Raw genomic sequence first — 12,695 nt, 5'->3', positions numbered from 1 at the left:
CGCCGCTGATTGAAGCATGTTTTGCTTTACTGCTAAGTTCACTGCGGGAAGTGAATCTGTAGAATGCCATGACCGCAGTTCATTTTGGTGAAATGCGAGAGAGCTAACGAAATACTTTATCGTATCTATTAAAATCAAAGGGTTATCTTTCTTTAATAAAATCAATTTGTTGCAAAAATGTCGGTAGATTGTTTTGTGTGAATAAATTTATTATAAAACAATAAGATATATTTAGAGTGTTCCCCGCGTCAGCGGGGATAAACCGAGCCATCAGAACGGCTAACGGAATCAATTAATGTGTTCCCCGCGTCAGCGGGGATAAACCGGCGCCTATACGTATTTGCAGAATTGAGGATAACGTGTTCCCCGCGTCAGCGGGGATAAACCGACCAATAATCAGTTAACAGATGGTGTTATTGAGTGTTCCCCGCGTCAGCGGGGATAAACCGCAGCTCGCGCCCGAGCTGCAAACGCTGGGATGACGTTCCCCACGCGAGTGGGGATAAGCCGCAAATCAAACAAGGCGCCGTGTCGTCAGGGCGTTATTGCGCCATTCATCTCTTCCTGGCTGGCTTGCGTTGTCCGGTGACTTCCCGTAACCTGCCCGCTGAGAACGTTTTATCTCTCAATGACTCGGGGTGCCCTTCCTTGTGAAGGCTGAGAAAAACCCGTACCACCTGATCTGGATAATGCCAGCGTAGGGAAGTCAGAGACCGCAGGGTCGTCGCTTCTTCATCGCCTGGCGGGAGCAAACGATGTCTGACCTGCTAAACCCCGCGCATATTGCCCATCTGCGGCATCTTTTTCGCCGCCATTCCCCCCTTGTTCACTGCATGACTAACGATGTGGTGCAGACCTTTACCGCCAACGTGCTGCTGTCGATTGGCGCATCACCAGCGATGGTTATCGACCCCGATGAAGCCAGTCAGTTTGCCGCCATTGCCGACACGCTGCTGATTAACGTCGGCACGCTGACCGTTGAGCGCGCGACGGCGATGCGTGCGGCGGCGCATAGCGCAAAGCAGGCGGGAAAACCGTGGGTGCTGGACCCGGTGGCGGTCGGCGCGTTGACTCTGCGCACTGAATTTTGTCGGGAGCTTCTGGCACTACAGCCTGCTGCCATTCGCGGTAATGCCTCGGAAATTATGGCCCTTGCTGGGATGAGCGGTGGTGGGCGCGGCGTTGATACCACTGATACCGCTGCTGCCGCGCTGCCTGCGGCACAAGCGTTGGCTCGCCAACTAAACACTGTGGTCGCGGTCACCGGAGAAGTGGACTACATCACTGATGGTCAGCGTACGCGTATGGTGACCGGCGGCGATCCGCTGATGACCCGGGTGGTTGGCACCGGCTGCGCGCTGTCGGCGGTGGTTGCCGCCAGCACGGCGATGCCCGGTGACCGTCTGGAAAACGTCGCCGCCGCCTGCGGCCTGATGAAACTGGCGGGTGGAAAAGCGGCGCAGCAGGGCGGCCCTGGCAGCTTTACTCCGGCGTTTCTCGATGCGCTGTACGCGGAGGGTGGCCTGTGAAACGAATCAATGCGTTAACCATCGCCGGAACCGACCCGAGCGGCGGCGCGGGGATCCAGGCGGATCTCAAAACCTTCTCAGCGCTGGGCGCTTACGGCTGCTCGGTCATCACCGCATTGGTGGCGCAAAACACCCGAGGCGTGCAGTCGGTGTACCGTATTGAACCTGATTTTGTCGCCGCGCAGCTGGATTCAGTGTTCAGCGATGTGCGAATCGATACCACTAAAATTGGCATGCTGGCGGAAACGGATATCGTCGAAGCGGTGGCAGAGCGACTGGCGCGGTACCAGATTAAAAACGTGGTGCTGGATACCGTGATGCTGGCGAAAAGCGGCGATCCGTTGCTCTCGCTCAGCGCAGTGCAAACGCTGCGTCAGCGCCTGCTGCCGCAGGTGTCGCTAATCACTCCAAACCTGCCGGAAGCGGCGGCGCTGCTGGATGCGCCGCATGCCAAAACGGAAAAAGAGATGCTGGAGCAGGGCAGAGCGCTGTTGGGAATGGGCTGCGGCGCGGTATTAATGAAGGGTGGTCATCTGGATGACGCCGAAAGCCCGGACTGGCTGTTTACCCGCGAGGGCGAGCAGCGCTTTACCGCGCCAAGAGTGCAGACCAAAAATACGCACGGCACCGGCTGTACGCTCTCTGCGGCGCTGGCGGCGTTACGTCCGCGTTACGATGATTGGGGGCAGACCGTAGCGGAGGCTAAGGGCTGGCTCTCTGCGGCGCTGGCGCAGGCGGATTCGCTGGAGGTCGGGCACGGGATCGGCCCGGTACATCATTTCCACGCCTGGTGGTAAACGGCACGACAACGTGCCAGCAGACTGTGCTGAAAAAATACGCTCCCGGCTGGAAAATATGCTGAGTCGGTACCAGGCTTAACCTGCCCAAAATAATTGGGTTGGGAAAATGCATGCCGGTTTCGACCGGCACTTACGGGAGATCGCTATGACCGATATTACGCAGTTGCTTGGCAAAGATGCCGACACGCTTTTACAGCACCGTTGTATGACTATTCCAGCCGACCAGCTCTATTTGCCGGGCTCGGACTATGTCGATCGGGTGATGGTTGATAACAATCGTCCGCCGGCGGTGCTGCGTAATATGCAAACCCTCTATAACACCGGACGCCTGGCGGGAACCGGGTATCTGTCTATCCTGCCGGTTGATCAGGGTGTAGAGCATTCTGCTGGCGCTTCTTTTGCCGCTAACCCGCTGTACTTTGATCCGAAAAATATCGTCGAACTGGCTATTGAAGCCGGTTGCAACTGCGTGGCCTCCACCTATGGCGTGCTGGCCTCGGTGTCGCGCCGCTATGCGCACCGCATCCCCTTCCTGGTCAAACTGAACCATAACGAAACGCTAAGCTACCCGACCGAATACGACCAGACGCTGTACGCCAGCGTTGAACAGGCGTTCAATATGGGAGCCGTGGCGGTAGGGGCGACTATCTATTTCGGTTCTGAACAGTCTCGCCGTCAGCTTGAGGAAATTTCTGTGGCCTTTGAGCGCGCGCATGAACTGGGCCTGGTGACCGTGCTGTGGGCCTATCTGCGTAACCCGGCATTCAAGAAAGATGGCGTCGATTATCACGTTTCCGCCGACTTAACCGGCCAGGCCAACCATCTGGCAGCCACTATCGGCGCGGATATTGTGAAGCAGAAAATGGCGGAGAATAACGGCGGCTATAAAGCGGTGAACTTCGGCTATACCGATGACCGGGTTTACAGCAAATTAACCACCGAGAACCCGATTGATCTGGTGCGCTATCAGCTGGCGAACTGCTATATGGGTCGTGCCGGGCTGATTAACTCCGGCGGCGCGGCGGGCGGTGAAACCGATCTGTCCGATGCTGTACGTACGGCGGTTATCAATAAACGCGCGGGCGGCATGGGGCTGATCCTGGGCCGTAAGGCATTTAAGAAATCGATGGCTGACGGCGTGAAGCTGATTAATGCCGTGCAGGATGTTTATCTGGATAGCAAAGTCACTATCGCCTGATAAGTACCGACGGCACCTGAAGCTGCGTTGCGTGTTGTTTCCCGGAGGCGATGCTGCGCATCTGTCCGGGCTACGGGAAGGGTAGCCCGGACAGGCGCGCCGAGCGCCGCCTCCGGGATCCTGCTTATTCGCGAATTAGTCGTGCCGTGTGCTGGAGCGTTTTGTACGCTTCGTAACGACGCTGATGATCGGCGCTAAATTGCTCTTCGCAGCGGTAAGTTTTATCTACACGGGTAAACTGCTTCATCGCTTCCGGCAGCGAAGAGGCAATGTTACCCGCTACGGCACCGAGAATTGCCGAACCTAACAGCACCGGTTCGCTGGACTCGGTACTGACCACGTTAATGCCGCAAGCATCTGCCAGCAGCTGGCGAACTAACGGATGTTGACCTGCCCCGCCGCTGATGACGATATTTTCGCTATCAATCCCGCAATTTTTCTGCGCATCGATAATCTGCCGCAGACCGTAGCCGATACCGCACAATCCCGCGACGTACAGCGCAATCAGGTTTTCCAGATCCCGCTCCATGCCCAGTCCGGCGATAATCGCTTTCGCGTTCGGGTCCGCCAGCGGCGCGCGGTTGCCTAAAAACTCCGGTACCACGTGCAGACCGGCAGCGAGCTTGACTGCTTCGGAAGGATTATCCACCTGCGCCAGCACCTTGTCGGCAAGATACACCGGTAGCGGAACACCGGCTTCTTTTGCCAGCGCTTTAGCCTCTGCCGCGGCGGGATGGAAGCTCAATAACTGGTCGATAGCCGCACCCGCTGCGCTCTGGCCACCTTCGCTAAGCCAGAACCCTGGCACCATGGCGGAATAGTAAGGCCCCCAAACGCCGGGCACAAAGACGGCATCCTGGGTGGTGGTCATGGTGCAGGAGGACGTGCCGAACACGTAGGCCATATTGTTGACCGCGCCGTTAAGCACACCAACGGTACCAATCCCGCCCGCATGGGCGTCAATCATGCCGACCGCCACCGGCGTGCCGACGGGCAGGCCCATCTCATCTGCCGCTGTTGCGCACAGACCGCCCTCGCAGGGCGTTCCCGGATCGACGATACGCTGGCCGATACGAACAAAATCTTCATCCGCCAGTTCTTCAAGGCCAATCTGGCGGAAGTACCCGGCATCCCAGCGTTTTTCATGCGCAAGATAGGTCCATTTACAGGTCACGGTACACACCGAGCGGGCCAAATCGCCCGTTGAGCGCCAGGTGAGATAATCAGCGAGGTCGAAGAAGTGGCGCGCCTGTTGATAGATTTTTGGACGGTTCTCCTTCAGCCACAAAATTTTCGGCGTTTCCATCTCCGGCGAGATTTTACCACCGACGTATTGCAGCACCGCGTGGCCCGTAGCGTTAATTTTTTCTGCTTGCCCGGTGGCGCGGTGATCCATCCAGACAATAATATTGCGGTCAGGATCTTCCGAAGGGCCAACCGCCAGCGGTGCGTTATTTTCACCAATCACCACTAGCGAGCAGGTGGCATCGAAGCCGATACCGGCAATCGACGACGGTGCTACACCGGCGCTGGTTACCGCTGTTTTAATGCAGTAGCACACCGCCTGCCAGATCTCGCGGCTTGACTGTTCAACCACGCTTCCGGCGCTGCGGAACAGGGTGATTTCTCGGGTGGCGTGGGCGAGAAGTTCGCCCTGCAGATTGAATACGCCCGCGCGAACGCTGCCCGAACCGACATCCACGCCAATAATGTTTTGAGTATTGCTTTGCATAAAATCCTCTTCAGCAGTCTGGTTGACGGTTAGAGATCCACGCTGTTAGGCAGGATAACAATGTCGCGAACGGTAACGTTTTTCGAGCGGGTCACCATAAACAGCACCGACTCGGCCACTTCGATCGGCTGCATCAGGCTGCCGTTGGCCAGCGCTTCGTCCATTTTGGCTTTTGGCCAGTCGTCCAGCAGTGCGGTTACCACCGGTCCTGGCAGCACGGCACCCACGCGGACGCCGTACTGGGAAACCTGGCGACGGGTGGTGTGGACAAACGCCTGGACGGCAAATTTCGACGCGGTATAGATAGGTTCCCAGATAACCGGCACCACGCCAGCAATAGAGCTGGTGAAAATAATATCCCCGGATTTTTGCGCAATCAGATGCGGGAGGACGCTACGCACGCAGCGGAAAGCGGCATTGGTGTTGAGGTGCAGTACGCGATCCCACACGTCCGGGTCGCCTTCCGCAACCGGCCCGCCGATGTAGGCTCCGGCGTTAGCATGGAAAATATCGAGACGCCCGGTCAGCTTTAAAATACCTTGCAGGATATTATCGACCTGGTCCGCTTGCATCAGATCAACCTGTAGGGCGAAGGCGTTTTCGCCCAGCTCGGCGATAATTTTATTGAGCTTTTCACCTTCACGGTCGATAAGCACGACCTTTGCGCCAGCCCCCAGCAGGGTTTTAGCGCATTCGAGGCCGATACCTGATGCCGCGCCGGTGATGGCGGCAACTTTACCGTTGAGGGAAGTATTCATAGAGGAGACAGAGTGGTTCATTTTATAATCCTCGACAGAGTCTGGTTGGAACTATCGGACGCGAGGGCATCGCGTTCGATGCTTTGAATTAAATATTTTAAGTTATTGAATATAAGCACCATTTTTTCATATTTGCTGGAATATTAACGCTGAATGCGCTAATACTTCGTGGAGTGAAATGGAAGCTCAATCGATGAAGCTCATGTTGCGCTAGCTTCATCGATTGAGCAAGTGGGGAAATTAACGGCGAAATGAATTTGTGACGCAAGTTGGGAAAATGAAGAAAATCACGATTTACGACCTGGCGGAGCTATCCGGCGTGTCGGCGAGCGCGGTAAGCGCCATCCTTAACGGTAACTGGAAAAAGCGCCGCATCAGCGCAAAGCTTGCCGAAAAGGTAACGCGGATTGCCGAAGAGCAGGGCTATGCAATTAACCGCCAGGCCAGCATGCTGCGCAGTAAAAAATCGCACGTCATCGGCATGATTATCCCCAAATACGATAACCGCTATTTCGGGTCGGTCGCCGAGCTTTTTGAAGAGATGGCCCGCGAGCGCGGCCTGCTGCCGATTATTACCTGCACCCGTCGTAGCCCGGAACTGGAAATTGAAGCGGTAAAAGCGATGCTCTCCTGGCAGGTGGATTGGGTGGTAGCGACCGGGGCGACCAACCCGGACAAAATTACCGCTTTATGTCAGCAGGCGGGGGTGCCAACCGTCAACCTTGACCTGCCTGGGTCTATCGCGCCCTCGGTGATTTCGGATAACTACGGTGGCGCGAAAGCGCTGACCCACAAGATCCTGGCTAACAGCGCCCGCCGGCGGGGGGAGCTGGCGCCGCTGACCTTTATCGGTGGGCGTAGTAGCGACCATAACACCAGCGAGCGTTTACGCGGTTTTCACGATGCGCACCGCGAGCTGGGGCTGAACGTGCCGCAGGCGAATATTCTGGCCCCCGGTTATTCAAAGGGAAAAGTCGAGGCCTGCCTGCAAGAGCGGTTTGGCTCGACTGATATTCCTTTGCAGGGGCTGTTCGTCAATTCGACTATTTCGCTGGAAGGGGTGGTGCGATGGCTGTCGCAGGCGGGACTTACCGGTAGCGGTCAGCCGCCAATGGGCTGCTTTGACTGGGACCCGTTTGTTTATCTGCTGGGACACGATATTGATATGGTGCAGCAGGACGTACCGGCGATGCTGGAGGCGGTATTTAGCATTATCGATTCTGGCGATACCAACCAGCAGCGGATTGAGATCCCGCCGCTGTTGATGAGCAGTTGCTGATTCGGCTGTTAACGTTAGCGCGTCAGCAGCCAGCGGGCGGTGTGTTCATCGGTCACCAGGCCGTTGATCCAGCCGCCCTTAAGCGCCGCCAGGATAGCCGGGCGTTTGTATTCGCCACACGCCACCGCGATACGTGGACACTGGTTCTGGCGGATATCGTAGCTGGTGATCATTCTGTTGATTTCGCTGTCGACCACACCGCCTTCGGCATCGATAAAGCGCCCCATGATCTCGCCGATCCCGCCTTGCGCGGTCACCTCATCCATCTGCGCCTGATTGATAAAGCCATCTTTAAATATCGGGCTTTGCGTACCTAATGGTCCAATCCCCACAAAAATAACGTCCGCCTGGCGGGCGACGTCACAAACGCTGCGGAACAGTCGGCTGGTGCACCACATATCGTACTCCTCCTGGGTCTGCGCATAGCGCGGCGCGGGCCACTGATAGTACTTCGCCTTAATTTTGCTGGTCAGCAGCAGAGGGACGTCATCGTAATAGTTACATTGACCATCGGCGTCCATGGCGCTGATGAGCGCGACGCAGCGGGTATTTAAGCTATCGAAGTCGATGCGCTGTAGCGTTTTTTTCAGGGTCAGGCCGGAACCCAGGCCAATGATTTTCTCTTTATCATCCTGTAAATAGCGAGCCATCAGCTGGTAGCAGCCAAATGACACGCTATCCAGCGTACTTTCTTCGCTAAAGGCGGGCACGATATTGCATTCGATAAGTTGGTACTTTTCCTGCAGTAATTGCGCGTAATCGAGGCAGTTTGCTACCGGATGGTGCAAACTAATCGATACGATCCCTTCTTCTTTCGCCGCCGCAATCAGCCGTTGCACCACTGGCCTTGAAGTACCAAGCTGACTGGCGATTTCGCTCTGGTTTTGTCCGGCGATGTAGTACATCCATGCGGCGCGGACCTTCTGATCCAGCCGGATATCATCTTCTTTACTCATGGTTTCCTGCCCTAAGTTTCTGGCCACAGCGAAAAATTCGCCTGGCGAATAACCGCATTCTGGCTGCGGTCGGGATAACTGGCAAGCTTTTGCTCTTTTTTGGTCATTTGTAGTTTTATTGGGTAATTGCTCTTTTGTGATCTATAGCTCTTATTTGGGTCAAATGATCAATTACAGTGACCCCATCAACTCAAGGAGAGCAGAACATGAACAATCAATTCACATGGCTTCACATTGGTCTGGGTTCTTTTCATCGCGCACATCAGGCGTGGTATCTGCATCGTCTGATTGCCTCCGGGGATAAGCGCTGGCACATCGCGGCGGGGAATATTCGCAACGATGCTGAGCAGGTCGTTCAGGCGCTGACGGCGCAGGGTGGGCGCTACGTGCTGGAAACCGTGAGCCCGGAAGGGGAGCGCGAATATGAAGAAATCACCTCCATTCAAAAACTGTTGCCGTGGCAGGCCGGGTTGCAGCCGCTGATTAACGAAGGGGCAAATCCGCAGACTAAAGTTATCGCCTTCACCGTGACGGAAGGGGGGTATTACCTGAACACCAGCCATAAACTGGAAACCAACAACCCCGATTTAATCGCCGACCTTAAGGGCGATTGCAAAACCATTTACGGCACCATCGCGCGGATTCTGGAAAAACGCATGGCGGACAACGCCGGACCTCTCACTCTGCTGAACTGCGATAATGTGCGCCACAACGGCGAGCGTTTCCACGATGGTATGGTTGAGTTTCTGCAGCTCACCGGCAAACAGGCGGTGATCGACTGGATGGCCGCTAATACTACCTGCCCGAACACCATGGTGGACCGCATCACTCCGCGTCCGGCGGCGGATCTGCCTGCGCGCATCAAAGCGCAGACCGGCATTGATGATAAAGCGCCGGTAATGGGTGAGACCTTTATCCAGTGGGTGGTGGAAAACAACTTCCGCGATGAACGCCCGAACCTGGAAGCGGTTGACGTGGAGATGGTTGAGTCGGTTATCCCTTACGAAGAGGCGAAAATCCGCATTCTTAACTCTTCACATAGCTGCATTGCGTGGGCAGGAACGTTAATCGGCCAGCAGTATATTCATGAAAGCACGCTGACCGATTTTATCTATGCCATTGCTGATCGCTACGTCACGGAAGATGTGATCCCATGTCTCGGCGATAACGGCATTGATTTACCGACCTATCGCGATGTGGTGCTCAAGCGCTTTACCAACCCGTACATCCAGGACACTAACCAGCGCGTCGCTGCCGATGGCTTCTCGAAAATTCCGGCAATGATCGCACCAACTCTGCAGGAGTGCTACCAGCGCGGCGTCCGCCCGGAAGCGACCGCCATGCTGCCCGCTCTGTTCTTCGTCTTTATGGAGCAGTGGCACAAGGGAACCCTGCCGTATCAGTACCAGGACGGCATCCTCGACGCTCAGGCGGTGCATGAAATGTTTGAAGCGAGCGATCCGGTAGCGCTTTACGCCCGCGATAAAGCCCTGTTTGGCGCACTGGCCGATAACGCTGACTTCCTGGCGCTGATGCGTGAGAAGGTCGCCGCAGTTTACTCGCTGATTAAATAAGAGGTGGCTATGTATCTGGGTATCGATCTCGGCACATCGGAAGTCAAAGCGCTGGTCATTGATGAAAACAATGAGGTTATCGCCAGCCATAGCGCGCCGCTGAGTATTCAGCGGCCCCATCCGCACTGGTCAGAACAATCGCCGCAATCCTGGTGGGAAGTGACGGAGTACCTGATGACCACGCTGCGGGAAAAATGCGCCCAGCACTGGCCGGCAATCAAAGCCATTGGCCTTTCCGGGCAGATGCACGGCGCAGTGCTGCTGGATGCGGCAGGGGAGGTGATTCGCCCGGCAATTCTGTGGAACGACACCCGCTGCGCTGAGGAGTGCGCAGAGCTGGAAGAGATGGCGCCGGAGCTGCATCAGGTGGCGGGGAATCTGGCAATGCCGGGCTTCACCGCGCCGAAGCTGCTGTGGGTACGCCGTCACGAACCGCAAAACTTTAAACGGACCGCCACGGTGCTGCTGCCGAAAGATTATCTGCGCTACCAGATGACCGGGAAGAAAGTCTCCGATATGTCGGATGCCGCCGGGACGCTGTGGCTGGACGTGGCGAAACGCGACTGGTCCGACTCGTTGCTGGATAAATGCGGGTTGTCGCGCAGCCATATGCCGTCGTTGGTTGAAGGCTGCGAGGTTTCCGCCACGCTCGATCCGCAGGTAGCCGAACGCTGGGGGCTGAACGCTTCGGTGGTGGTTGCCGGTGGCGGCGGTGATAACGCGGTGAGCGCCATTGGCGTCGGTGCGGTCTCGCCGGGGGATGCGTTTATTTCGCTCGGCACATCCGGAGTACTGTTTGTGGTGACCGACGCCTATCGTCCGGCCCCGCAGTCGGCGGTGCACGCGTTCTGCCACGTTCTGCCGAATCTGTGGCATCAGATGAGCGTGATGCTCAGCGCTGCCAGCTGTTTGCAGTGGTTCTGTCGCCTGACCGGCACCACGGAAGTGGCGTTGCTGGAGGAGATTGCCGAATTAAGTGCCGAAGAGAAAGCCAATGCGCCGTTCTTCTTGCCTTATCTCTCCGGAGAACGCACGCCGCATAACGACCCTGAAGCACGCGGTATGTTCTGGGGAATGACCCATTCCAGCCTGCGCGCCCAGCTTGGCTACGCGGTGCTCGAAGGGGTGAGTTTTGGCATTAACGATGGCCTGCGGGTGCTGAAAGAGAGCGGCACGCAGATCGATCAATGTTCGCTGGTTGGCGGTGGCGCCCGCAGCCCGTTCTGGGCGCAACTGCTGGCCGATATTCTCGACATGCCGGTGGTGACCCACAAAGGCGGAGAGACCGGCGGCGCACTGGGCGCGGCACGACTGGCCTGCCTGGCGGCAGGGAAGCCCATCGCCGCCGTGTGTGAAAAACCAGAAGTCTGGCAGACCTGGCAGGCGGACCCGGTTCGTCATCAAACTCTGATGCAACGTTACGTGCAGTTTAACGCTCTGTATTTAAACGACCTGAACTTCCGTCAGCACTAATTTTAAAAACATACCCTAAAAATGGCCCTCCGGTGAACTCCCCGGAGAGGCCTCCTGTACCCTGAAAACGAGGTCATTATGTCCGTAAATAATAAACAGTGGCTCGGTTTACCCCTGAACCTGTTCTGGGGATACATCGCCATCGCCGTGTTTATGACCGGTGACGGTTTCGAACTGGCATTCCTGTCGCATTACATTACAGAGTTAGGATTCTCTCCGGCTCAGGCCTCATTTGCCTTTACCCTTTATGGATTGGCCGCAGCGCTATCAGCGTGGATTTCCGGCGTCGTAGCGGAAATTATCACCCCGCTAAAAACCATGATGATTGGCTTCGTACTGTGGTGCGTATTCCACGTACTGTTCCTGGTTTTCGGCCTTGGACACGCCAACTACCCGCTGATTCTGCTGTTTTACGGCATTCGTGGCTTCGCGTATCCGCTGTTCCTCTACTCGTTTATCGTCGCCATTATCCATAACGTCAAAAGCGACAGCGCCAGTTCGGCCATCGGTTGGTTCTGGGCAGTTTACTCTGTCGGTATCGGCGTTTTCGGCAGCTATATTCCGAGTTTTACCATCCCGCATATCGGCGAGCTGGGGACATTGTGGCTGGCGCTGGCTTTCTGCGTCACCGGTGGGATTATTGCGCTGGTCTCTTTGCGCAATATTCAAACTCCACACCATATGCAAAATTTGACCACTCGTGAGAAGTTTTCCGAGCTGGGACGCGCGGCGACGCTGCTCTATACCAACCGCAATATTATGTTGTCCAGCATGGTGCGTATCATCAATACGCTGTCATTGTTTGGCTTTGCGGTAATCATGCCGATGATGTTTGTCGATGAGCTGGGTTTCACCACTTCTGAATGGTTGCAGGTGTGGGCCGTCTTCTTCTTCACCACCATTTTCTCCAACGTACTGTGGGGGATTTTGGGCGAAAAACTGGGCTGGATGAAAGTGGTTCGCTGGTTCGGCTGCGTCGGTATGGCGCTCTCCAGCTTGGCGTTTTATTACATTCCGCAGCACTTCGGGCATAACTTTGCTATGGCGATGATTCCGGCTATCGCCCTGGGGATCTTTGTCGCCGCTTTCGTTCCGCTGGCTGCCGTATTCCCGGCGCTGGAGCCCAAGCACAAAGGTGCGGCGATTTCGGTGTATAACCTGTCTGCGGGGATGTCGAACTTTCTCGCACCGGCGATTGCGGTGATACTGCTGCCGTTCTTCAGCACTATCGGGGTGGTCATCGCCTATACCACGCTGTACGTGGTGGCCTTTTTCCTTTGTGCGTTTATTCGCGTCGAGCAACCGGGATTTTCCCACAAGGAAGCGCCCGCCAGCGAGCAGGTTGAGTTCTCTTAAGGTGATGTGGCTGGGCTGGTATGTATGATTCATGCCAGCC

Annotated in this window: 10 protein-coding genes and 1 riboswitch; of the genes, 7 read left to right on the top strand and 3 right to left on the bottom strand. The window is 56.2% G+C overall.

Annotation, left to right across the window (positions count from 1 at the left end):
* Positions 1–624: 624 nt before the first annotated feature.
* Positions 625–721: riboswitch (TPP riboswitch) on the top strand.
* Between the two features lie 34 nt (positions 722–755).
* The 3 genes from thiM (at position 756) to fbaB (ending at position 3,527) form a co-directional block, all read left to right on the top strand.
* Positions 756–1,529 (top strand): hydroxyethylthiazole kinase, encoded by a 774-nt coding sequence (gene thiM / locus QVF11_RS01895; protein WP_142514656.1) that lies wholly within the window; start codon positions 756–758, stop codon positions 1,527–1,529.
* Complete coding sequence (gene thiD / locus QVF11_RS01890; protein WP_182207344.1) at positions 1,526–2,326, top strand: bifunctional hydroxymethylpyrimidine kinase/phosphomethylpyrimidine kinase; 801 nt, start codon at positions 1,526–1,528, stop codon at positions 2,324–2,326. The genes thiM and thiD overlap by 4 nt, the downstream gene beginning before the upstream one ends.
* A 148-nt stretch (positions 2,327–2,474) precedes the next feature.
* Entirely contained in the window at positions 2,475–3,527 is a 1,053-nt protein-coding gene (fbaB, locus tag QVF11_RS01885) for a class I fructose-bisphosphate aldolase (protein ID WP_112213138.1), read from the top strand.
* Positions 3,528–3,651: 124 nt separating this feature from the next.
* Here the strand turns inward: fbaB and QVF11_RS01880 are convergent, their stop codons facing one another.
* Both QVF11_RS01880 and QVF11_RS01875 read right to left on the bottom strand, forming a co-directional pair.
* A complete protein-coding gene (locus QVF11_RS01880; protein ID WP_112213139.1) occupies positions 3,652–5,259 on the bottom strand; it encodes an FGGY-family carbohydrate kinase in 1,608 nt (535 codons plus the stop codon).
* 29 nt (positions 5,260–5,288) lie between these two features.
* Complete coding sequence (locus QVF11_RS01875; protein WP_287855069.1) at positions 5,289–6,038, bottom strand: SDR family oxidoreductase; 750 nt, start codon at positions 6,036–6,038, stop codon at positions 5,289–5,291.
* Positions 6,039–6,294: 256 nt separating this feature from the next.
* Here QVF11_RS01875 and QVF11_RS01870 point away from each other — a divergent pair, with 256 nt between their 5' ends.
* Positions 6,295–7,296, top strand: coding sequence for a LacI family DNA-binding transcriptional regulator (locus QVF11_RS01870; protein ID WP_287855067.1), 1,002 nt, complete (start codon positions 6,295–6,297; stop codon positions 7,294–7,296).
* Positions 7,297–7,310: 14 nt separating this feature from the next.
* Here QVF11_RS01870 and QVF11_RS01865 read toward each other — a convergent pair whose 3' ends face one another.
* On the bottom strand, positions 7,311–8,252 hold the full coding sequence (locus QVF11_RS01865; RefSeq protein ID WP_112213141.1) for a sugar-binding transcriptional regulator: 942 nt from the start codon (positions 8,250–8,252) through the stop codon (positions 7,311–7,313).
* Between the two features lie 206 nt (positions 8,253–8,458).
* On the opposite strand from QVF11_RS01865, the gene dalD reads away from it, so the two are divergent.
* The 3 genes from dalD to dalT all read left to right on the top strand — a co-directional run bounded on the left by dalD (position 8,459) and on the right by dalT (position 12,655).
* Positions 8,459–9,826 carry a D-arabinitol 4-dehydrogenase gene (gene dalD, locus QVF11_RS01860; protein WP_287855066.1) on the top strand — a complete coding sequence of 456 codons (1,368 nt, stop codon included), beginning with the start codon at positions 8,459–8,461 and terminating at the stop codon, positions 9,824–9,826.
* Between the two features lie 9 nt (positions 9,827–9,835).
* The gene (gene xylB, locus QVF11_RS01855) at positions 9,836–11,299 is read left to right on the top strand and encodes a xylulokinase (RefSeq protein WP_287855064.1); all 1,464 of its coding nucleotides are present in this window, start codon (positions 9,836–9,838) and stop codon (positions 11,297–11,299) included.
* Between the two features lie 78 nt (positions 11,300–11,377).
* The gene (dalT, locus tag QVF11_RS01850) at positions 11,378–12,655 is read left to right on the top strand and encodes a D-arabinitol transporter (protein WP_287855062.1); all 1,278 of its coding nucleotides are present in this window, start codon (positions 11,378–11,380) and stop codon (positions 12,653–12,655) included.
* Positions 12,656–12,695 lie beyond the last annotated feature (40 nt).

It is taken from the genome of Klebsiella sp., assembly GCF_027492335.1.
Taxonomy (GTDB): Bacteria; Pseudomonadota; Gammaproteobacteria; order Enterobacterales; family Enterobacteriaceae; genus Klebsiella; species Klebsiella huaxiensis.
This window is presented reverse-complemented; position numbering and strand designations above follow the sequence as displayed.